Annotated in this window: 9 protein-coding genes and 5 rRNA genes; 11 read left to right on the top strand and 3 right to left on the bottom strand. The window is 62.4% G+C overall.

Annotated elements, in window-relative coordinates; all coding sequences use genetic code 11:
* The first annotated feature begins 59 nt into the window (after positions 1-59).
* The 11 genes from KTR40_RS18000 (at position 60) to KTR40_RS17950 (ending at position 20,271) form a co-directional block, all read left to right on the top strand.
* Positions 60-3,216: ribosomal RNA gene (locus KTR40_RS18000) — 23S ribosomal RNA — on the top strand.
* A 214-nt stretch (positions 3,217-3,430) separates the two neighbouring features.
* Positions 3,431-3,547: ribosomal RNA gene (gene rrf / locus KTR40_RS17995) — 5S ribosomal RNA — on the top strand.
* Between the two features lie 155 nt (positions 3,548-3,702).
* Complete coding sequence (locus KTR40_RS17990) at positions 3,703-4,710, top strand: LacI family DNA-binding transcriptional regulator (RefSeq protein ID WP_139030869.1); 1,008 nt, start codon at positions 3,703-3,705, stop codon at positions 4,708-4,710.
* Positions 4,711-4,833: 123 nt separating this feature from the next.
* Positions 4,834-7,944, top strand: a complete 3,111-nt coding sequence (locus tag KTR40_RS17985; protein WP_228404602.1) for a glycoside hydrolase family 2 TIM barrel-domain containing protein — start codon at positions 4,834-4,836, stop codon at positions 7,942-7,944.
* Positions 7,945-8,506: 562 nt separating this feature from the next.
* A 16S ribosomal RNA gene (locus tag KTR40_RS17980) occupies positions 8,507-10,047 on the top strand.
* Positions 10,048-10,568: 521 nt separating this feature from the next.
* Positions 10,569-13,721, top strand: a 23S ribosomal RNA gene (locus KTR40_RS17975).
* Positions 13,722-13,935: 214 nt separating this feature from the next.
* Positions 13,936-14,052, top strand: a 5S ribosomal RNA gene (gene rrf / locus KTR40_RS17970).
* The 16S, 23S and 5S rRNA genes sit together here, the layout of an rRNA operon.
* Positions 14,053-14,627: 575 nt before the next feature.
* The gene (locus KTR40_RS17965) at positions 14,628-14,915 is read left to right on the top strand and encodes an HU family DNA-binding protein (protein WP_009358243.1); all 288 of its coding nucleotides are present in this window, start codon (positions 14,628-14,630) and stop codon (positions 14,913-14,915) included.
* Between the two features lie 112 nt (positions 14,916-15,027).
* Positions 15,028-17,196, top strand: a complete 2,169-nt coding sequence (locus KTR40_RS17960; RefSeq protein WP_228404601.1) for a cytochrome c oxidase assembly protein — start codon at positions 15,028-15,030, stop codon at positions 17,194-17,196.
* Positions 17,196-19,220 (top strand): NHL domain-containing thioredoxin family protein, encoded by a 2,025-nt coding sequence (locus tag KTR40_RS17955; protein WP_228404600.1) that lies wholly within the window; start codon positions 17,196-17,198, stop codon positions 19,218-19,220. The genes KTR40_RS17960 and KTR40_RS17955 overlap by 1 nt, the downstream gene beginning before the upstream one ends.
* A 169-nt stretch (positions 19,221-19,389) precedes the next feature.
* Complete coding sequence (locus tag KTR40_RS17950) at positions 19,390-20,271, top strand: type IV toxin-antitoxin system AbiEi family antitoxin domain-containing protein (protein ID WP_228404599.1); 882 nt, start codon at positions 19,390-19,392, stop codon at positions 20,269-20,271.
* Between the two features lie 48 nt (positions 20,272-20,319).
* Here the strand turns inward: KTR40_RS17950 and KTR40_RS17945 are convergent, their stop codons facing one another.
* The 3 genes from KTR40_RS17945 to KTR40_RS17935 form a co-directional block, all read right to left on the bottom strand.
* A complete protein-coding gene (locus KTR40_RS17945; RefSeq protein ID WP_228404598.1) occupies positions 20,320-21,312 on the bottom strand; it encodes a hypothetical protein in 993 nt (330 codons plus the stop codon).
* A 69-nt stretch (positions 21,313-21,381) separates the two neighbouring features.
* The gene (locus tag KTR40_RS17940; RefSeq protein WP_228404597.1) at positions 21,382-23,109 is read right to left on the bottom strand and encodes a helicase HerA-like domain-containing protein; all 1,728 of its coding nucleotides are present in this window, start codon (positions 23,107-23,109) and stop codon (positions 21,382-21,384) included.
* Between the two features lie 44 nt (positions 23,110-23,153).
* Entirely contained in the window at positions 23,154-23,756 is a 603-nt protein-coding gene (locus KTR40_RS17935; protein ID WP_370633154.1) for a GNAT family N-acetyltransferase, read from the bottom strand.
* Position 23,757 lies beyond the last annotated feature (1 nt).

The following is a 23,757-nucleotide window of genomic DNA, read 5'->3' as shown; positions in this document are numbered from 1 at the left end:
TGTTGGGTGTGGTTGGTTTCTGTGGTTCTCTCGAAAATTAGCGTTTTTTGATCTTTTGTGGTCAAGTTTTTTAAGAGCACACGGTGGATGCCTTGGCATTAGGAGCCGAAGAAGGACGTAGGAATCTGCGATAAGCCTGGGGGGGAGTCGATAACCGGACTGTGATCCCAGGGTGTCCGAATGGGGGAAACCCCGCCAGGGACGCGAGTTGCCTGGTGACCCGCATCTGAACACATAGGGTGCGTGGAGGGAACGCGGGGGAAGTGAAACATCTCAGTACCCGCAGGAAGAGAAAACAATAGTGATTCCGTTAGTAGTGGCGAGCGAACGCGGATCAGGCTAAACCGTTCCATGTGTGATAGCCGGCGGGCGTTGCATGGTCGGGGGTTGTGGGACTTTCCGTACTGTCTCTGCCGGGGGCAGTGGGGGTGTGATGTGCAGGCATAGGTGAACGGTCTTGAAAGGCCGGCCAGAGAGGGTGTTAGCCCCGTAACCGTAATGTTGTGTACCGCCCGGATGAGTATCCCAAGTAGTACGGGGCCCGAGAAATCCCGTGCGAATCTGTCAGGACCACCTGATAAGCCTAAATACTCCCTAATGACCGATAGCGGACCAGTACCGTGAGGGAAAGGTGAAAAGTACCCCGGGAGGGGAGTGAAACAGTACCTGAAACCGTGTGCTTACAATCCGTCGGAGCCAGTCTGATTCTGGTGACGGCGTGCCTTTTGAAGAATGAGCCTGCGAGTTAGTGTTACGTCGCGAGGTTAACCCGTGTGGGGCAGCCGTAGCGAAAGCGAGTCTGAATAGGGCGTTGCAGTGGCGTGATCTAGACCCGAAGCGAAGTGATCTACCCATGGCCAGGTTGAAGCGACGGTAAGACGTCGTGGAGGACCGAACCCACTTCAGTTGAAAATGGAGGGGGATGAGCTGTGGGTAGGGGGTGAAAGGCCAATCAAACTTCGTGATAGCTGGTTCTCCCCGAAATGCATTTAGGTGCAGCGTTGCGTGTTTCTTGCTGGAGGTAGAGCTACTGGATGGCTAATGGGCCCTACAAGGTTACTGACGTCAGCCAAACTCCGAATGCCGGTAAGTGAGAGCGCAGCAGTGAGACTGTGGGGGGATAAGCTTCATAGTCGAGAGGGAAACAGCCCAGACCACCAACTAAGGCCCCTAAGCGTGTGCTAAGTGGGAAAGGATGTGGAGTTGCGAAGACAACCAGGAGGTTGGCTTAGAAGCAGCCATCCTTAAAAGAGTGCGTAATAGCTCACTGGTCAAGTGATTCCGCGCCGACAATGTAGCGGGGCTCAAGTACACCGCCGAAGTTGTGGCATTCAAATATTAGCTAAGCCCTTGTGGTTCAGGCGTTTGGATGGGTAGGGGAGCGTCGTGTGGGCGGTGAAGTCGCGGTGTAAACCAGCGGTGGAGCCTACACGAGTGAGAATGCAGGCATGAGTAGCGAAAGACGGGTGAGAAACCCGTCCGCCGAATGATCAAGGGTTCCAGGGTCAAGCTAATCTGCCCTGGGTAAGTCGGGACCTAAGGCGAGGCCGACAGGCGTAGTCGATGGACAACGGGTTGATATTCCCGTACCGGCGAAAAAACCGCCCATGCTGAACAGGGGGATACTAACTGCCCGAGACCTGCCCGATCGCCCTTGTGGTGTGAGGGTTTTGGTGGAGCGCAGGACCTGATCCTGGGAGGCAAGCGTATTAACAGGTGTGACGCAGGAAGGTAGCCAAGCCGGGCGATGGTTGTCCCGGTCTAAGGATGTAGGGCGAACGGTAGGCAAATCCGCTGTTCATGATGCCTGAGATCTGATGGGACCCCCCCCCCGTTTGGGGGGGGATTTGGTGATCCTATGCTGCCGAGAAAAGCATCGACGCGAGGTTTTAGCCGCCCGTACCCCCAAACCGACACAGGTGATCAGGTAGAGAATACTAAGGCGATCGAGAGAATTATGGTTAAGGAACTCGGCAAAATGCCCCCCGTAACTTCGGGAGAAGGGGGGGGCCCCAACCTTGATACACCCACGCGGTGTGGAGGGGATCGGGGGCCGCAGAGACCAGGGGGGAAGCGACTGTTTACTAAAAAACACAGGTCCGTGCGAAGTCGCAAGACGATGTATACGGACTGACTCCTGCCCGGTGCTGGAAGGTTAAGAGGACCGGTTAGCCGCAAGGCGAAGCTGAGAATTTAAGCCCCCAGTAAACGGCGGTGGTAACTATAACCATCCTAAGGTAGCGAAATTCCTTGTCGGGTAAGTTCCGACCTGCACGAATGGAGTAACGACTTCCCCGCTGTCTCAACCATAAACTCGGCGAAATTGCAGTACGAGTAAAGATGCTCGTTACGCGCAGCAGGACGGAAAGACCCCGAGACCTTTACTATAGTTTGGTATTGGTGTTCGGAGTGGCTTGTGTAGGATAGGTGGGAGACGTTGAAGCCCGGACGCCAGTTCGGGTGGAGTCATCGTTGAAATACCACTCTGGTCACTTTGGACATCTAACTTCGGCCCGTAATCCGGGTCAGGGACAGTGCCTGATGGGTAGTTTAACTGGGGCGGTTGCCTCCTAAAAAAGTAACGGAGGCGCCCAAAGGTTCCCTCAGCCTGGTTGGCAATCAGGTGTCGAGTGTAAGTGCACAAGGGAGCTTGACTGTGAGAGAGACATCTCGAGCAGGGACGAAAGTCGGGACTAGTGATCCGGCGGTACATTGTGGAATGGCCGTCGCTCAACGGATAAAAGGTACCTCGGGGATAACAGGCTGATCTTGCCCAAGAGTCCATATCGACGGCATGGTTTGGCACCTCGATGTCGGCTCGTCGCATCCTGGGGGCTGGAGTAGGTCCCAAGGGTTGGGCTGTTCGCCCATTAAAGCGGTACGCGAGCTGGGTTTAGAACGTCGTGAGACAGTTCGGTCCCTATCCGCTGCGCGCGCAGGAAATTTGAGAAGGGCTGTCCTTAGTACGAGAGGACCGGGACGGACGAACCTCTGGTGTGTCAGTTGTACTGCCAAGTGCACCGCTGATTAGCTACGTTCGGATGGGATAACCGCTGAAAGCATCTAAGCGGGAAGCTCGCTTCAAGATGAGATTTCCATACACCTTGTGTGTGAGAGGCCCCCAGCCAGACCACTGGGTTGATAGGCCGGATGTGGAAGCGAGGACTAACGACTCGTGAAGCTGACCGGTACTAATAGGCCGATAACTTACACCACACACCCACCCCGCAAACGGGTTCAAAAGCGTTTGCACCAAGGGGAAGGGTAAAAAGATAACAAGACTGCTTGCGTCCACTATGTGGTTCCCAACCAACAAACCCGCCACGGGCCTGTTGCGCTGAGGAACACAACTGAATAACAACACCACAATGTTGTAACCACAAAGATTTCCCACCCCCGGCATCAGACCCGGGTGGACGGGTACAAGGGTTACGGCGGTCATAGCGTGGGGGAAACGCCCGGTCCCATTCCGAACCCGGAAGCTAAGACCCACAGCGCCGATGGTACTGCACCCGGGAGGGTGTGGGAGAGTAGGTCACCGCCGGACACACATTACAGCAGGGCCCTGACGGCAACGTCAGGGCCCTACTGCTTTAACCACCCACCACACCCGGGATGCTCTCCCACTCACCGCGCCCTCCCCCGCGGGGGAGGTTCTCCCACTTAACGTTGCCACGGCGGGCCCACTCTAGACTTACCGTCATGACCCCGAACTCCAGAGGCCCACAGGCCCGCCGTGCCACCATCCTGGATGTTGCGGCCGCCGCAGGAGTATCCAGGCAGACCGTTACCCGTGCCATGAACGACATGCCTGGAATCAGCGCCGCCACACGGGAGCGTGTCCAGGCGCTGGCTACTGAGCTCGGCTATTCCCCCAGCCGCTTCGCAAAGGGCTTGGTGCAGGGCGCCCGGACCTCACTTGGACTGGCTATTCCGGACCTCACGAACCCGTATTTTCCGGCCTTTGCATCCAGCGTGGTGGAGGAAGCCACCCAGCGGGGCTGGAACGTGGTGATGGATGATTTTGGCCACGGCAGCGGAAGCGGCCTGGACGCCGTCGCCCGGCTCGCGCCCCAGGTTGACGCCCTGATCGGCTACTTCGGGGCCAGCTCGCATGAAGCCCAGTCCATGATGGGACGGCGTCCCGTGGTGGTGCTCGATTATCCGGTCGGACAGGCCGCCGGCCGGATCTCCTTCGACTACGTCCACGCGGCGCGGCTGGCACTGGGGCACCTCCATGCGTCACATCGCCGGCACATCGCCTACCTGGACTCGGACCAGGATGGGCCGGCCACAACGCGTGGGCTCGCTGTTGCCGCAGCGGCCGCCGAAACCGGCCTCGAAATCATCACCTGCCAGGCAGCGGATACAGCCCCGGCGGCACGGGAAGCAGTCCGCTCACTGCTCGAGGGGCACGGCACACTGGACGGGCTCCTGGTGTTCAACGACCTGATGGCCGCCGGAGCGCTCAAAGCCCTGCACGACGCACGTAGGGCGGTGCCGCGGGACTGCGCAGTGATCGGAATGGACGGCATACCGCTGGGCGAACTGGTCACGCCCGAGCTGACCACGCTCGCCCTGGACCTGCGGGCAGTAGGCCGGGCCGCCGTCGGCCTCGTGGCAGATCTGCTGTCCGGCACAGTGGAGGCCGGAAGCCCGGACGCAGCCCTTGTCCTCAAGCACCAGTTGGTACTTCGCCAGTCAGCCTGACCCTTCTCAAAGTACTCGCGAACGGATACGCTGGACCGGTGCCCGTGAACGTTCACGTTTGGCGCAGTGAGCCACAGGTTCTGCAGGACCACAGCCCAGCCTCCCCTGAAGCAAGGACAACCCATGCCAGCTCTATCGTCGGCCGCCCTGGCGGACAGCCTGCCCCAGTTCGCCCCCGGTTCAGCAGGCCGAAGCCTGGCTCTGGGTGCCGGAGAGACCAGGGACCTGGAGTCCGTCGCGCCGGGCAAGGGCACCTTGCCCCCGCGCGCCTACCTGCACAGCGACGCGCCGCGGTTGTCGCTGAACGGGGACTGGCAGTTCCGCCTCAGTCCCGGCATCCGGGTGGCACCGCAAGCCGGCTGGCAGCAGGGCGGGGACTTGGATGGATTCGAGAGCCTGCCCGTGCCGTCGAGCTGGCCCATGCACGGGCACGGCTCCCCCGCCTACACCAATGTCCAGTTTCCCTTTCCCGTGGAGCCACCCCATGTTCCGGAAGCCAACCCCATTGGGGACCATGTAGTCGCCTTTGAAGCCGGCCCGGAATTCTTCCCGCACGCCCTGTTGCGGTTCGACGGCATCGAGTCCGCGGGAACCGTGTGGCTGAACGGGGTAGAGCTCGGAACCACACGCGGCAGCAGGCTTGCCCATGAATTCGATGTGTCCGGGATCCTGGTGCGCGGCAAAAACACCCTCGCTGTGCGAGTGGCGCAGTTCTCCGCCGCCAGCTACGTGGAGGACCAGGACATGTGGTGGCTCCCCGGCATCTTCCGGGATGTCACCCTGCAGGCAAGGCCGGCCGATGGCATCGACGACGTCTTCGTCCACGCCGGCTACGACGCCGCAACCGGCGAAGGCATCCTCAAGGTTGAGGTGACCCGGGGAGGACAGGCGATTGACGCCGTCGTCCGCGTTCCGGAACTGGACGTGGAACTGTCCGCAGGCGCTGAACTGCGCGTCCCCGCCGTCGAGCCCTGGTCTGCGGAGATGCCACGGCTCTATGGAGCTACCGTCACCGCGCCCGGCGAGTCGGTGGAACTGCAGCTAGGGTTCCGCAGCATCGTCATCGAAGACGCCCAGTTCAAGGTCAACGGGCGGCGGATCCTGCTGCGCGGCGTCAACCGCCACGAACACCACCCGCGCCTTGGCCGCGTGGTCCCCCGGGACGTGGTGGAGGCCGAACTGCGGCTCATGAAGCAGCACAATATCAATGCCATCCGGACCTCCCATTACCCGCCGCACCCGGATTTCCTGGCCCTGGCGGACCAGTTCGGCTTCTACGTTGTCCTCGAATGCGACCTCGAAACGCATGGATTCGAGAGCGCGGGCTGGGACCGGAACCCGAGCGACGACCCGGAGTGGGAGACGGCCCTGGTGGACCGCATGCGCCGCACGGTTGAGCGGGACAAGAACCACCCAGCGGTGATCATGTGGTCGCTTGGCAACGAAGCGGGGACCGGCAGGAACCTCGCCGCGATGTCGCGTTGGACCAGGGACCGGGACCCTTCCCGCCCCATCCACTACGAGGGTGACTGGTCCTCCGCGCACGTCGACGTCTACTCCCGGATGTATGCCAGCCAGGCGGAGACGGCCCTGATCGGGCAGGGGATTGAGCCGGTCCTCGAAGATGCCGCCCTGGATGCCCGGCGGCGGGCGATGCCATTCGTGCTCTGCGAGTATGTCCACGCCATGGGGAACGGTCCCGGCGGCATGAGCGAATACCAGGAGCTTTTTGACAAATATCCGCGCCTGATGGGCGGCTTCGTGTGGGAATGGCTGGAGCACGGCATTACCGTCGCCTCTCCGGACGGTGGTGAGCATTACGCCTTCGGCGGGGACTTCGGTGAGGAAATCCACGACGGCAATTTCGTCACCGACGGCCTGGTTGATGCAGACCGCAAACCCCGGCCCGGGCTGCTGGACTTCAAGAAGGTCATTGAGCCGCTGCGCATCACGGTGGCCGGCGACTGGTCCCGGTTCACCCTGCGCAATGGGCAGGACTTCGCGGACACCACGGCGTTCAGCTTCCGCTACGCGGTGGAGGCCGACGGCGGGACCTTGGACGCCGGGACCGTCAACGTTCCGCCCGTGGCGCCCCAGGCGGAGACTGTCGTTCAGCTCCCCGTCAGTGTCGGTGCCCACGCCGCTGGCGTCGGCGCTGATGGGCCTGCCGTACTTACCGTCAGCGCAGTCCTCGGCACTGACTCCGCCTGGGCGGCCGAGGGCCATGAAGTTGCCTGGGGGCAGTCGGTGCGGGAGCCTGCCGCTCCGGAGGGGCCGGCACCGGCTGCCACTGTGCACGTCCAGGACGGCGAGCTGACGCTGGGGCCCGCTGTCTTCAGCCGGGTAACGGGAATGCCCACCTCCATAGGCGGTATCCCGGTGGAAAGGCTTGCCCTGAATCTCTGGTGGGCTCCCACAGACAACGACCTTGGACGGGAATGGGGCGGAGCCGACGAGCGTCCCCTCGCCACCCAATGGAAGGACGCCGGCCTCAACCGGCTCCACACGCGGTTGCTGGGCATCACCGCGGAGCCAGCGGCGGACCCCGCTGGCGGTTCTACTGCGGCCGGGGGCGGGGACGACGGCGGGCGGAAGGGAACAGCGGACGACGGCGGGCGGAAGGCCGGCGAGGTCCTGACTGTCCGGACGCGTGTAAGCACCGCCGACAAACAGTACGGCGTGCTTGTGGACTACGAGTGGACGAGCGATGGTGAGGCCGTTGGCCTTCGGACCACTGTCCGGCCTGACGGCAAGTGGGCGAACCACGGCTATGACGTCGAATGGGCGCGCATAGGGCTCGAACTTGTGCTGGGAGAAGCGGCAGGGCTGGTGAACTGGTTCGGTCAGGGCCCCCACCAAAGCTACCCGGACACGGGGCAGGGAGCCCGCACGGGCTGGTTCTCGCTTCCACTGTCGGAGATGGACGTGGATTACGTGCGGCCCCAGGAGTCCGGCGCCCGGTCCGGCGTACGGTCCGCCACATTGCAGCTTGGGGACCGGACACTGGAAATATCCGGTGAGCCGTTTGCCCTGACTGTCCGGCCCTATAGCCAGGACGTCCTGGATGCGGCAACACATCGTCCGGACCTGGAGGCGGACGGCCGAAGCCACCTCTACGTGGACCACGTACTTAGGGGGGTGGGAACCGCTGCTTGTGGTCCTGGTGTGCTGCCCCACTACCGGCTCAAGCCCCGCGAAGCCCAGTTCTCCTTGACCCTGAAGGTGCGCACCTAGTAAGCCGGAGAATGTGAGCCAGTCCATACTGCCGGGCGGTGTGGACTGGCGGTGCTGCTGAAGGTCAATGCCCCTCGAAAACCCCGGAATTCCGGCGTTTTCGAGGGGCACGCTCCCACTTCGCGCAGGATTTGCAGAGCGGCTTCGGGCCGTGTATTGTTTTCTGAGTCGCCGCCGCTGAAGCGGAAAAATAGCGGCCAAACCCCTTACCAAACAGCCTGAAAATGGTTCGCCTCCCGGCGCGCCAAACGCAGGTGGGGCTGGTTTCACAGCTAAGAAATCGCGGAAACGCCGATTTGCAAAGCTTCTTGAAGTCGGGTAAGTTTGAAAAGTTGCTCCGGAGCGATCCACGGCTGTGAAGTGCTGGTGGTGGTGCCGGGTGTGTCTGTTGTTTGAGAACTCAATAGTGTGCCAAGTTTGTTGATACCAATTGTTTTAGTGATTGGTTGAATTGACTGGATTGCCCGCCCCTGTGGGTGGTCTGGTTTTTACAGCTGGTTTCAAATTTTGTGCAGCCTTTTTGTCCCGTTTTCCCGGGGCTGGGGGTTGTGTCTGTTTTACTTCAACGGAGAGTTTGATCCTGGCTCAGGATGAACGCTGGCGGCGTGCTTAACACATGCAAGTCGAACGATGATCCCAGCTTGCTGGGGGGATTAGTGGCGAACGGGTGAGTAACACGTGAGTAACCTGCCCTTAACTCTGGGATAAGCCTGGGAAACTGGGTCTAATACCGGATATGACTCCTCATCGCATGGTGGGGGGGGTGGAAAGCTTTTTGTGGTTTTGGATGGACTCGCGGCCTATCAGCTTGTTGGTGAGGTAATGGCTTACCAAGGCGACGACGGGTAGCCGGCCTGAGAGGGTGACCGGCCACACTGGGACTGAGACACGGCCCAGACTCCTACGGGAGGCAGCAGTGGGGGAATATTGCACAATGGGCGCAAGCCTGATGCAGCGACGCCGCGTGAGGGATGACGGCCTTCGGGTTGTAAACCTCTTTCAGTAGGGAAGAAGCGTAAGTGACGGTACCTGCAGAAGAAGCGCCGGCTAACTACGTGCCAGCAGCCGCGGTAATACGTAGGGCGCAAGCGTTATCCGGAATTATTGGGCGTAAAGAGCTCGTAGGCGGTTTGTCGCGTCTGCCGTGAAAGTCCGGGGCTCAACTCCGGATCTGCGGTGGGTACGGGCAGACTAGAGTGATGTAGGGGAGACTGGAATTCCTGGTGTAGCGGTGAAATGCGCAGATATCAGGAGGAACACCGATGGCGAAGGCAGGTCTCTGGGCATTAACTGACGCTGAGGAGCGAAAGCATGGGGGAGCGAACAGGATTAGATACCCTGGTAGTCCATGCCGTAAACGTTGGGCACTAGGTGTGGGGGGGACATTCCACGTTTTTCCGCGCCGTAGCTAACGCATTAAGTGCCCCGCCTGGGGGAGTACGGCCGCAAGGCTAAAAACTCAAAGGAATTGACGGGGGGGCCCGCACAAGCGGCGGAGCATGCGGATTAATTCGATGCAACGCGAAGAACCTTACCAAGGCTTGACATGAACCGGTAATACCTGGAGACAGGTGCCCCCGCTTGCGGTCGGTTTACAGGTGGTGCATGGTTGTCGTCAGCTCGTGTCGTGAGATGTTGGGTTAAGTCCCGCAACGAGCGCAACCCTCGTTCTATGTTGCCAGCACGTGATGGTGGGGACTCATAGGAGACTGCCGGGGTCAACTCGGAGGAAGGTGGGGGACGACGTCAAATCATCATGCCCCCTTATGTCTTGGGCTTCACGCATGCTACAATGGCCGGTACAAAGGGTTGCGATACTGTGAGGTGGAGCTAATCCCAAAAAAGCCGGTCTCAGTTCGGATTGGGGGTCTGCAACTCGACCCCCATGAAGTCGGAGTCGCTAGTAATCGCAGATCAGCAACGCTGCGGTGAATACGTTCCCGGGCCTTGTACACACCGCCCGTCAAGTCACGAAAGTTGGTAACACCCGAAGCCGGTGGCCTAACCCCTTGTGGGAGGGAGCTGTCGAAGGTGGGACTGGCGATTGGGACTAAGTCGTAACAAGGTAGCCGTACCGGAAGGTGCGGCTGGATCACCTCCTTTCTAAGGAGCACCTACAGGCTGTCACTGCGTGTATGCGTTGGTGGGGGGGTTTGTCAGGAGTATATGCCCGTTGCGCAGACGCAAGTTCTGCGGCGGGTGCTCAAGGGTGGAATATCAACGGATAGCGGCTGCCTGGTCTTGGTCTTGTCTAGTACGGATGCTTTGTGTGTCCTGGAACGGCGGGGGTCTGGGGTTGGGTGGTTTAGTGTTTGGCACACTGTTGGGTCCTGAGGCAACAGGACCGGTATGGGCCTCTTTTGTGGGGGGTTGTGCCGGGTTTGTTTGTTTCTGGTTTCCTGGCTGCACCGATCATGCATGTTGTGTGTGTGGGGGTGTGTGGTACGGGGTTGTTGTTTGAGAACTACATAGTGGACGCGAGCATCTTTTATAAGAAGCAATTTCCAAGAATATGAACCTGGATCTGGCTGCGCGTGGTGATGGTCCCTCTTTTGGGGGGGGTTGTTGTTGGGTGTGGTTGGTTTCTGTGGTTCTCTCGAAAATTAGCGTTTTTGATCTTTTGTGGTCAAGTTTTTTAAGAGCACACGGTGGATGCCTTGGCATTAGGAGCCGAAGAAGGACGTAGGAATCTGCGATAAGCCTGGGGGGAGTCGATAACCGGACTGTGATCCCAGGGTGTCCGAATGGGGGAAACCCCGCCAGGGACGCGAGTTGCCTGGTGACCCGCATCTGAACACATAGGGTGCGTGGAGGGAACGCGGGGAAGTGAAACATCTCAGTACCCGCAGGAAGAGAAAAACAATAGTGATTCCGTTAGTAGTGGCGAGCGAACGCGGATCAGGCTAAACCGTTCCATGTGTGATAGCCGGCGGGCGTTGCATGGTCGGGGGTTGTGGGACTTTCCGTACTGTCTCTGCCGGGGGCAGTGGGGGTGTGATGTGCAGGCATAGGTGAACGGTCTTGAAAGGCCGGCCAGAGAGGGTGTTAGCCCCGTAACCGTAATGTTGTGTACCGCCCGGATGAGTATCCCAAGTAGTACGGGGCCCGAGAAATCCCGTGCGAATCTGTCAGGACCACCTGATAAGCCTAAATACTCCCTAATGACCGATAGCGGACCAGTACCGTGAGGGAAAGGTGAAAAGTACCCCGGGAGGGGAGTGAAACAGTACCTGAAACCGTGTGCTTACAATCCGTCGGAGCCAGTCTGATTCTGGTGACGGCGTGCCTTTTGAAGAATGAGCCTGCGAGTTAGTGTTACGTCGCGAGGTTAACCCGTGTGGGGCAGCCGTAGCGAAAGCGAGTCTGAATAGGGCGTTGCAGTGGCGTGATCTAGACCCGAAGCGAAGTGATCTACCCATGGCCAGGTTGAAGCGACGGTAAGACGTCGTGGAGGACCGAACCCACTTCAGTTGAAAATGGAGGGGATGAGCTGTGGGTAGGGGGTGAAAGGCCAATCAAACTTCGTGATAGCTGGTTCTCCCCGAAATGCATTTAGGTGCAGCGTTGCGTGTTTCTTGCTGGAGGTAGAGCTACTGGATGGCTAATGGGCCCTACAAGGTTACTGACGTCAGCCAAACTCCGAATGCCGGTAAGTGAGAGCGCAGCAGTGAGACTGTGGGGGGATAAGCTTCATAGTCGAGAGGGAAACAGCCCAGACCACCAACTAAGGCCCCTAAGCGTGTGCTAAGTGGGAAAGGATGTGGAGTTGCGAAGACAACCAGGAGGTTGGCTTAGAAGCAGCCATCCTTAAAAAGAGTGCGTAATAGCTCACTGGTCAAGTGATTCCGCGCCGACAATGTAGCGGGGCTCAAGTACACCGCCGAAGTTGTGGCATTCAAATATTAGCTAAGCCCTTGTGGTTCAGGCGTTTGGATGGGTAGGGGGAGCGTCGTGTGGGCGGTGAAGTCGCGGTGTAAACCAGCGGTGGAGCCTACACGAGTGAGAATGCAGGCATGAGTAGCGAAAGACGGGTGAGAAACCCGTCCGCCGAATGATCAAGGGTTCCAGGGTCAAGCTAATCTGCCCTGGGTAAGTCGGGACCTAAGGCGAGGCCGACAGGCGTAGTCGATGGACAACGGGTTGATATTCCCGTACCGGCGAAAAAACCGCCCATGCTGAACAGGGGATACTAACTGCCCGAGACCTGCCCGATCGCCCTTGTGGTGTGAGGGGTTTTTGGTGGAGCGCAGGACCTGATCCTGGGAGGCAAGCGTATTAACAGGTGTGACGCAGGAAGGTAGCCAAGCCGGGCGATGGTTGTCCCGGTCTAAGGATGTAGGGCGAACGGTAGGCAAATCCGCTGTTCATGATGCCTGAGATCTGATGGGACCCCCGTTTGGGGGGGGATTTGGTGATCCTATGCTGCCGAGAAAAGCATCGACGCGAGGTTTTAGCCGCCCGTACCCCCAAACCGACACAGGTGATCAGGTAGAGAATACTAAGGCGATCGAGAGAATTATGGTTAAGGAACTCGGCAAAATGCCCCCCCGTAACTTCGGGAGAAGGGGGGGGCCCCCAACCTTGATACACCCACGCGGTGTGGAGGGGATCGGGGGCCGCAGAGACCAGGGGGGAAGCGACTGTTTACTAAAAAACACAGGTCCGTGCGAAGTCGCAAGACGATGTATACGGACTGACTCCTGCCCGGTGCTGGAAGGTTAAGAGGACCGGTTAGCCGCAAGGCGAAGCTGAGAATTTAAGCCCCAGTAAACGGCGGTGGTAACTATAACCATCCTAAGGTAGCGAAATTCCTTGTCGGGTAAGTTCCGACCTGCACGAATGGAGTAACGACTTCCCCGCTGTCTCAACCATAAACTCGGCGAAATTGCAGTACGAGTAAAGATGCTCGTTACGCGCAGCAGGACGGAAAGACCCCGAGACCTTTACTATAGTTTGGTATTGGTGTTCGGAGTGGCTTGTGTAGGATAGGTGGGAGACGTTGAAGCCCGGACGCCAGTTCGGGTGGAGTCATCGTTGAAATACCACTCTGGTCACTTTGGACATCTAACTTCGGCCCGTAATCCGGGTCAGGGACAGTGCCTGATGGGTAGTTTAACTGGGGCGGTTGCCTCCTAAAAAAGTAACGGAGGCGCCCAAAGGTTCCCTCAGCCTGGTTGGCAATCAGGTGTCGAGTGTAAGTGCACAAGGGAGCTTGACTGTGAGAGAGACATCTCGAGCAGGGACGAAAGTCGGGACTAGTGATCCGGCGGTACATTGTGGAATGGCCGTCGCTCAACGGATAAAAGGTACCTCGGGGATAACAGGCTGATCTTGCCCAAGAGTCCATATCGACGGCATGGTTTGGCACCTCGATGTCGGCTCGTCGCATCCTGGGGCTGGAGTAGGTCCCAAGGGTTGGGCTGTTCGCCCATTAAAGCGGTACGCGAGCTGGGTTTAGAACGTCGTGAGACAGTTCGGTCCCTATCCGCTGCGCGCGCAGGAAATTTGAGAAGGGCTGTCCTTAGTACGAGAGGACCGGGACGGACGAACCTCTGGTGTGTCAGTTGTACTGCCAAGTGCACCGCTGATTAGCTACGTTCGGATGGGATAACCGCTGAAAGCATCTAAGCGGGAAGCTCGCTTCAAGATGAGATTTCCATACACCTTGTGTGTGAGAGGCCCCCAGCCAGACCACTGGGTTGATAGGCCGGATGTGGAAGCGAGGACTAACGACTCGTGAAGCTGACCGGTACTAATAGGCCGATAACTTACACCACACACCCACCCCGCAAACGGGTTCAAAAGCGTTTGCACCAAGGGGAAGGGTAAAAAGATAACAAGACTGCTTGCGTCCACTATGTGGTTCCCAACCAACAAACCCGCCACGGGCCTGTTGCGCTGAGGAACACAACTGAATAACAACACCACAATGTTGTAACCACAAAGATTTCCCACCCCCGGCATCAGACCCGGGTGGACGGGTACAAGGGTTACGGCGGTCATAGCGTGGGGGAAACGCCCGGTCCCATTCCGAACCCGGAAGCTAAGACCCACAGCGCCGATGGTACTGCACCCGGGAGGGTGTGGGAGAGTAGGTCACCGCCGGACACACATTACAGCAGGGCCCTGACGGCAACGTCAGGGCCCTGCTGCTTTAACCACCCACACACCCCCAAGGGGGATGCTCTCCCACTCACCGCTCCCCCCGCGGGACGCTCTCCCACTCAACGTGCCCTCCCGGGGGGACGCTCTTCCACTCACCGCGCCCTCCCCCGCGGGGGATGCTCTCCCACTCACCCCCCGCTCCCCCAAGGGGACCCTCTCTCACTTAACGCGGCTCGTCGGGGGACGCTCTCTCACTTAACGCGGTTCCCCCCGGGGGACCCTCTCTCACCACCCCGCCGGCCGTCGTCGACCACCAAGCGCAAACTGCGAGGGCGTCCGCGGAAACCCGACATCAAGTGAGAGAGCGTCCGCGGAAACCCGACATCAAGTGAGAGAGCGTCCGCTGGCGGCTGAATCCGGGGCGAAAAACCCGGGAAATCCGGTGATTAACCTCAAAAAGTCGCGGAAACACGCGGAATTTGCGGAACGCGCGGGCCCAAGCTGGTAAGTTTTCGAACAGTGGCTTGTACGCATGCCGCGTGCAGGCTCCAGAATCATGACCGTCCAGGAGGACATAAATGGCTAAGAACCGTAGTGAACTTGTTGCAGAGGTAGCGGGCAAGGCCGGCACCAGCCAGGCAGCCGTCAACTCCGTCCTCGACGCACTGTTCGAGGTTTTCGAGACTTCTGTCGCCGCGGGCGAGAAGATCACCATCCCGGGCTGGCTCGCCGTCGAGCGCACCGACCGTGCAGCTCGCACCGGCCGCAACCCGCAGACGGGTGAGACCATTCAGATCGCAGCAGGCCACAGCGTCAAGCTGACCGCGGGCTCCAAGCTGAAGGCTGCAGTCTCCAACAAGAAGTAAGCTTCTTCCGCCGGCACGTGGCCGGCGCGGAAAAGGAGCGGCAACCTGCTGGTTGCCGCTCCTTTTGCCGTTAAGCCGATTCGCGGCCCGGGCAGGCGTAGCGGACAATGGAATGGTGTCTTCTGCCGCAAAACCCCGTTCCACCCAGCCCCCATCCGTGCCCGGCAAGGGAGCGCGGGGAAACGGTGCGCCAGCGAGGGACGGCGGTGCACTGGGGATCTCCCGGGCCTGGCAACTGGCCGGGCTGGCAGCCCTGTTCCTGGGCCTGGCAGCGGCGCTTATCTTTTCCGGAGCGGCGGACGCCAGGGCCGTCTCCGATCCCGGCACCCTTGTGCGCTGGGGCCTCCCCATCAGCAAGGCAATCCACAACGTATCGCTGGCCACAGTCATTGGCGGCCTGGTCTTCGCCGTCGGCATCCTGCCCAGGAACGCGGGGCCCCGCAGCCGGGGCAAAGAGGGCACCGAGGTGCCCGAACACCCAGCCTTCAGCCGTGCCCTGGCCGTAGCCTCCGTCGCTGGTGCAGCGTGGACGTTGTCCGCTATCGCGGTCCTGGTACTCACCTACTCCGATGTTGCCGGACAGGGCCTTTCCGGCGACGCGCAGTTCACCCAGGCGCTGGTCTACTTCATGACGGACATCGAGACGGGCCGGGCCTGGCTGGCTGTCACCATCATCGCCGCGGTCGTGACAACTGCCCTGTTTGGGGTGAGGTCACTCGGCGGCCTGGCCCTGACGCTGGTCCTCGCGCTGGTGGGCCTGGTACCCACCGCCCTGATCGGCCACTCCTCAAGCTCGTCGGACCATGAAGGCGCCATCAACTCGCTGGGCCTGCACCTGGTGGGGGTCAGCACCTGGGTGGGCGGCATCATCATGCTGGCCCTGCTGTCCGGCATCCTCACCGGCCCCAAAGCCGCAACCGCCACCGACATCACTAAACCGACGCTGCGCCGGTTCTCCTCGCTGGCCGGTTTTGCTTTCGTGCTGGTGCTCGCGTCCGGCATCATCAACGCCAGCATCCGGGTGACCAACTGGGCCGACCTCTTCGGGTCCCCTTACGGCCAGCTCATCCTGGCCAAAGCGATGGCCACCCTGGTCCTGGGCGGGATCGGGTTCATGCACCGGCAGTGGGTGATCCCGCAGCTGAGCCGAAAGGGCTCCACCATGTCTTCCCGGCGGGTCCTCTGGCAGCTGGTCCTTGCGGAGTTCCTGGTGATGGGAGCAACGTCCGGTGTCGCCGTCGCGCTCGGCAGGTCCGCCCCGCCGGAGCCCACCACCTTCGCGCCCGATGCCACGCCCGCCTTCATCCTCACCGGGTACGAGCTTCCCCCGGAACTGACTCCCGAGCGCTGGCTCACCGAGTGGCGCCTGGACTGGCTCTGGATCGCCGTGGCGCTGTTCGGCCTCGTGTCCTACTTCCTCGGCGTTGCCAAGATCCACCGGCGCGGCGACAAGTGGCAGTGGTTCCGGGCCGTGAACTGGGTCATTGGCCTGCTGGTGCTCACCTACATCACGTCAGGGCCGCCGTCGGTCTATGGGCGCGTCCTGTTCTCCGCGCACATGGTGGACCACATGGCGCTGACCATGGTGGCGCCGATCTTCCTGGTGCTGGGCGCGCCGGTGACGCTGGCCCTCAAAGCATTGACTCCCCGCAGGGACGGTTCCCGCGGGGCGCGTGAGTGGCTGCTGGTGTTCGTCCACTCGAAGTTCTCGCAGCTGGTCACCCACCCGATCTTCGCCGCCGCCAACTTTGCCGGCTCGATTGTGCTGTTCTACTACTCGGACCTGTTCGGCTTCGCCATGCGCGAGCACGTGGGCCACGAGCTGATGATTGTGCACTTCCTGCTGACCGGATACATCTTCATCCTGAGCATGATCGGCACCGACCCGCTGCCGCTCAGGGCACCGTACCCCATGCGGCTCCTCCTGCTCCTGGCCACCATGGGCTTCCACGCCTTCTTCGGTGTGGCCATCATGGGCGGGGACAACCTCCTGGCCGCGGACTACTTCGGGAACCTGGGCCGGGCGTGGGGCGATTCCGCGCTGGCCGACCAGCAGAAGGGGGGCGCCGTGGCCTGGGGCATCGGGGAAGTGCCCACGCTGCTGGTGGCGATCGGCGTCGCCATCATGTGGTCCCGGTCCGACCAGCGTGAGACCAAACGGGTGGACCGGGCGGCGGACAGGAATAACGACGCCGATCTCACCGCTTACAACGATATGTTTGCCAAGTTGGCTGAACGCGATGCCAAGCTGGCTGAACGAAACAAGCTGGAAGGACGCTGATGAGCGAAACCGTACGCACCCACCTCCGGGTCCGAGCCTCCGAACTGGTGGGCCGTAACTGGTTGAACACCGGCGGCAAGTCACTGGACCTTGAAGCCCTCCGCGGCAAGATCGTGTTGCTGGACTTCTGGACCTTCTGCTGCATCAACTGCCTGCACGTCCTGGACGAGCTGCGCCCGCTCGAGGAGCAGTACTCCGACGTCCTGGTGACTGTGGGCGTCCACTCGCCCAAGTTCGAGCACGAGGCCGATCCGGTGGCGCTGGCCGCCGCCGTGGAACGCTACGAGATCCACCACCCGGTCCTGGACGATCCGGAGCTGGAGACCTGGAAGGCCTACACCGCCCGCGCCTGGCCCACCCTGGTGGTCATCGATCCCGAGGGCTACATCGTGGCGCACCTCTCCGGCGAAGGCCACGCGGACGGCTTGGCCGTGCTGATTCCCGAGCTCATCGCCCAACACGAGGCCAAGGGGACCCTGCACCGCGGTTCCGGCCCGTACGTGGCGCCGGAGCCGACGTCCGGCACCCTGCGCTTCCCCGGCAAGGCGCTTTTCCTTCCGCCGGGCCGCGGTTCGGCTTCAGAGGGAATGTCCGACGGCGGTACTGCGGCGGGTGCCGCGGCCGCCGGTTCCGCAGCAAGCAAGGGCTCGTGGCTGGTCACCGATACCGGCCACCACCGGCTGGTGGAGCTGGGCACCGACTTCCACACCGTCCTGGGCACCTTCGGCTCCGGCACCCGTGGCCACTCCGACGGTCCGGCTGCCGGGGACGCTGCCGTGGCCCAATTCAACGAACCCCAAGGCCTGGTCCTGCTTCCGGAAGACGTGGCAGCCAAGGCAGGTTACGACGTCGTTATTGCTGACTCCGTCAACCACCGGCTCCGCGGGCTGTCCCTCGCGGACGGCAAGGCTTCAACCCTGGCGGGCAGCGGTGTCCAGCGGCTGCTGGAGGCGGGGCCCGCGCGCGTGGACGAGGACGCTGCGGGCTTCACAGGCCAGCTCGGCGGGCACCCGCTTGATGTTGCCCTGAGCTCGCCGTGGGACGTTGTCTGGTCGCGCAAGCTCAACGCCGTGGTGATCGCCATGGCCGGGACGCACCAGATCTTCAGCTTCGATCCCCTCACCGGCTCTGTGGCCATCGTGGCCGGCAACGGACTGGAGGGCCTGCTGGACGGTGCCCCGCACGAGGCCTGGTTCGCCCAGCCCTCCGGTCTGGCAGAGGACGCGGACGGGAATATCTGGGTGGCCGACTCCGAGACGTCCGCCCTCCGCAAGCTGGTGATTGACGACGACGGCCGCGTCGCCGTGGAGTCCGCCATCGGCAAGGGACTGTTCGACTTCGGCTTCCGCGACGGCCCGGCCGCGGAAGCCCGGCTGCAGCACCCGCTGGGGGTTACGGTCCTGCCGGACGGATCCGTGGCGATCGCGGACACCTACAACGGTGCCGTCCGCCGCTACGATCCCGCCTCCGGCACGGTGTCAACCCTCGCGCGAGGCCTCCTGGAGCCGTCCGACGTGATCGTGGACCACACGCACTCGGCCGGTTCCGAGCCGCTGCTGGTGGTGGTGGAGGCCAACAAGCACCAGGTGGTGTTCGTTCCCATCCCCAAGGAAGCCCAGCAGGTGGACGAAGGCGCGGTCCAGACCCACCGGCCCAAGAGCCCGGTCGCCCCCGGCCCCCTTGAGCTGACTGTCCGCTTCACGGCCCCCACCGGCCAGAAGCTCGATGACCGCTGGGGCGATCCCACGCAGCTGAAGATCTCCTCCACCCCGCCGGAACTCCTGGTGGCAGGCGGCGGAACCTCCGTTGGGCTGCAGCGGACGCTGGAGCTTTCGCCCGATGTAGCCGAGGGCGTCCTGCACATCACTGCCCGGGCTGCTGCCTGTGACGGCCCGGAGACCGAGGACGGCGAGATCCCCGACCACGCCGCCTGCCACCTCTACCAGCAGGACTGGGGCATCCCCGTGGTGCTGCAGGGTGACGGCGACACCGAGCTGGTCCTGGACCTCCGCGGGATGGACTGACCCGCGGCCGTCGATTGTCCAACTGGCCCGCTTTTAGGCCCGATGCGGCTCGAAACCGGGCCAGTCCTGCACCTCCTGCCTCCAAAACTGGGCCAGCCTGGGAACAGGGTTGTCCACATAGCCACTTTCTGCCTCCCTTCGACCTTGGGACTGGAGACAGTCTGGGTTGATGGACCCAACGGAAATCCTCAGATCAGCTGGGGGAGTGTCGCTGCGGCGGGATGTGCTGGCCGAAGGTGCCACAGATGCCGAGCTTCGCCGGGCGGTCCGCAGTGGCCAGGTGCTTCGGCTGGAGCGGGGCCTCCTGGCCGTGGCGGAAGCAGACGCGGAACTCGTGGCGGCTGGACGGGCACGCGGCCTGATCACATGCGTTTCGGCTGCCCCGGCATACGGCCTGTGGCAGCTCCGGTCCCCTGCCAGGCCGCACTACTGGCAGAGCAACGGCCGAAGGTCAGTACGGTGTGTCAGCCACCGTACTGACCTGACGCAGCAGCCCCGGCACCGGACGCTTGCAGCACTTCCAGATGTCCTGCTGCATGCCCTGCTATGCCTCCCGGAACTTGAGTCCCTGGTGATGGTGGAGTGTGCCTACAACCGCGGCGACATCGATCTGTCGTATCTGCTCCGCCACCTGGACGGCCCACGGTGCGGCAAGGCGCGGAATGTGGTGTCCAGGATTGACCGGGGCGCGGGCTCCCTGCTCGAAACCCTGGCCCGAGTGCTGTTCCGGGATGCCGGCATCCTGACCGAGACCCAAGTGTGGCTCGATGGCATCGGTCGTGTGGACTTCCTGTTGGAGGGGTTCCTCATAGTGGAGATTGACGGGCTCGCCTTCCATCGTGAGGCCAGGCAGTTCAAGAAGGACCGTCGCAGGGACAACTCTGCAATACTGCAGGGCCTCCCGGTGCTGCGATTCTTCTACGACGACGTGGTTCACTCGCCCGAATCTGTCTTGGCGCAGGTCCGCGAGGTCCTTGCCCGGGGATCGCTGCGGTGGCCGCAACCACACTGGCCCGGTTATTCGCCCAGCTGGCGCCACAACGGCCGGTAAACCTGCTGTCAGGCAACCAAAACTGGGCCAGTGTGGCGGGCGCGGGGGCTAGAAGCTCAGCACCGGCGTGACCTTGACCGTGTCTCCCGTGACGTCCAGCCGGGTGGTGAAGCTGAAGTCCACTTCCTCGCTGAGGGGGTACCAGGCGCCGGTGAACAGGTTCTGCTGGAGGGCTTCAACCTTGGCCTTGCCGTCCAGCGGAGCCACCACCCAGCGTCCGTCGAACGGCTCGATGGACACGTTGGGATACTCCGTCACGGTCCACTTGATGCTGCCGTCCTGCACCCTGTTGTTGCTGGCGTAGTAGAAGGGGCAGTCGGGCTGGAGCTTCTGCTCCTTGGCCGCGACGGCGGCACAGCTGTCCAGGAATTCCTTCACCTTCGCCGAGACGTCCTTCTTCAGGTTGTCCGTGGCCTGGGTGAGGAGGTTGAGCGGGGCTACCGGGGCGTCGCGCGCGGTTACGGTGGCACGGGTGGGCGACGCCGAAAAGTACTGGCCGTTCACGGCTGCCTCGTACTCGCCGGGATAGAACACCGCAAAGGAGTTCCGGCCGTTCGGCATGTTAACGGGCACGCCGTTGACGGTGGCTTCGCTGGCATTGACCACGGTGATGTCAATGGTGGGGAGCCTGGAGGGGACAAAGCCCCACGTGTTGAAGAAGATCCACTCGGTACCGGTTTTCCGCAGCAGGAATTCGGTGCGGAGCCGGCTGCCGTCAATGGTGTATTCCATCGGCACCATGACTTGGTTGTCCGGGCGTTCCTGGGCGTCGCCGATGTCCACGTTGGCGATGCGCGAGGCAGCGGTCTGCAGTGCCGGGCCGTCCAGCATGGCAGCGTTGCTGGGCGGCACCGTGGCACCGAGGAGCCCCAGTGCCCTGCCGCCATCACCGCCCTGCAGCGCCTCCAGATACTCACGGACAGGCTGCTGCGGGCTGGCCACAGTGTTGTTCACCAGGTTCACCGCAACCACCGCTCCGGCGACGGCAAGCATGAGTCCCAGCAGCCATCCGGCTGCGATCCTCACCAACGCTTGACTCATCTGCACTGACAATACGTTACCTGTCATGCGGCCGACGGCGGCAGTCGAGCCGGCGGAAGCGGTACCTTGTCAGCGGCGGCGGCGCCGGGACGACGTGCCGAACACCCCGCGCAGCAGCTCCCGCCCGAGCTGCGTGCCGATGGACCTGGCCATGCTCTTCAGGCCGCCCCCCAGGGCCCCGCCCAGCGCGCCGCCCAGGTCCCCCATCATCGAGTCGCGCGTCTCGGGCCGTGGTTCCCGCGGTTCTTCGGCGCGGGTGCGGCGTTTGCCGTCCCCGGAAGCCGCCGGCCGGCTGCTGGGCCGGCCGAGGATTTCTTCCTCGATCCGGCGCGCCTCGGCGTCAACGTCCAGGCTGCCGCCCCCGCCGCCCTGAACCCCGCCGCCTTGAACAGTGGTGCCCGGTGCCGCCACTCCGCCCTGGGCAGCCGGCCCTGTGGGAGCGGCAGCCTTCCCGGAAAGCTTTTCGAAGGCCGACGGGTTGTCCACCGCCGTTCCGTACTTGGCCAGCAGGGCTGACGCCGCCACGGTGCTGCGGACCAGGGCCTCGTCGCTCGGACCCATCACCGACTCCGGGGCCCGCAGGCGGGTCAGCGCCACGGGAGTGGGGGCGCCCTTCTCATTCATGACAGTGATCACGGCCTCACCGATGCCGGCGGACGTCAGTGTTTCCTCGAGGTCGTAGTCGCTGAGCGGGAACGTGGACACCGTGGCCTTCAGGGCCTTGGCGTCCTCCGGGGTGAACGCGCGGAGGGCATGCTGCACGCGGTTGGCGAGCTGGCCAAGGACATCCGCGGGAACGTCCTTGGGGGTCTGGGTGACAAAGAAGATCCCCACGCCCTTGGACCGGATAAGCCGGACAGTGGTGGTGATGGCTTCCAGGAATGCCTTGGATGCGTCGTTGAACAGGAGGTGCGCTTCGTCCAGGAAGAACACCAGCTTGGGTTTGTCCAGGTCCCCCGCTTCGGGGAGGTCCTCGAAGAGATCCGCCAGCAGCCACATCAGGAAGGTGGAGAACAGCATGGGCTTGGTCTGCAGCGTGGGCAGCTCCAGGCAGGTGATCACACCGCGGCCGTCCGGGGAAGTCCGCAGCAGCTCCGCGGTATCAAACTCGGGTTCGCCAAAGAACCTTTCCAGTCCCTGCGCCTCAAGGCTCACAAGCTCGCGCAGGATCACCCCGGCGGTCGCCTTGGACAGCCCGCCGAGCTCCTCCAGCTGGTCCTTGCCTTCGGCCGAGGTCAGGAACTGGATCACCGCCCGGAGGTCCTTCAGGTCGATGAGTTCCAGGCCGTTCTTGTCCGCGAAATAGAAGACCAGCTGCAGGCTGGATTCCTGCGTGTCATTCAGCTCCATGATCCGGGAGAGCAGGATGGGCCCAAAGGAGGACACCGTGGCCCGCACGGGGACGCCGTTGCCGTCGCCGCCCAGCGCCAGGAACTCCACCGGGAACGTCTTCCCCTGCCACGGCTGCCCGATGCCCTCCGTGCGGGCGGTGAGCTTTTCACTTCCGACGGCGGCGGTGGCCAGCCCGGAGAGGTCGCCCTTGATATCGGCCAGGAAGACCGGCACGCCGGCGGTGGAGAGCTGCTCGGCCATCATGTGCAGCGTGACGGTCTTGCCCGTGCCGGTGGCGCCCGCCACCAGGCCGTGCCGGTTCATCATGGAAAGCGGCAAGCGCACCGGCGCGTCCTTGTGGACCTCGCCGTCCACAATCGCGGCTCCCAGCTCGATGGTGGCCCCTTCCAGTGTGTAGCCCTTCTGGAGGGTGGCAAGCTTCTCTGCTGTGGTTTTGTTGGCCATGGCGCTAGCTTAGCGGCGGCCGCAACCCCGCGCCGGGTCCGCCGTCAGTTCGGCGCGGACGCGGGCGCAATTTGAGGCAGGTCCTTCGTGAATGCCAGGAACTTCAGCGTCCCAGGATCGGCGGCAAGGTCGAACTGCGGCCGGTAGCCGGCACTGAGGTAAAGGTGCTTGGCCTCAGGCTGCCGGGGACCGGTGGTGAGGTAGAGCCTTGTGTAGCCGCGCGCAGCGGCCAGGGCTTCCAGTTCCGCCAGCACCAGCCTCCCCAAACCGCGACGGCGATGCCCCGAGTGCGTCCAGATCCGCTTCAGTTCCGCAGTCCTGGGATCATAGCGGCGGAAGGCGCCGCCGGCCACGGATTTCCCCTGCTCCTGGACCAGCAGCAGGGCACCGGCTGGTCCCTCGAATTCGTCCGCCGGGTAGCGGTTCAGTTCATCGGCCGCAGCTTTCCGGCCAAAGAGGTCGCCGTAGCGGGTGTCGTACTCGACGGCGAGTTCATCCAGCAGCGGCCGGACCCGCGGATCGTGCATGGGCAGGTTCAGGACCGTCAGCGAGGCCGGGTCAAGCGGCCGGGGCACATGGTCCGAGGGCCTTGCCCCGATGGGTTCGGTGGCCACGGACAGTTGCCTGAGTTCAGGTTCAGCAGTCACG

This window comes from Pseudarthrobacter sp. L1SW (assembly GCF_020809045.1).
In the GTDB taxonomy this organism is placed as follows: Bacteria; Actinomycetota; Actinomycetes; order Actinomycetales; family Micrococcaceae; genus Arthrobacter.
This window is presented reverse-complemented; position numbering and strand designations above follow the sequence as displayed.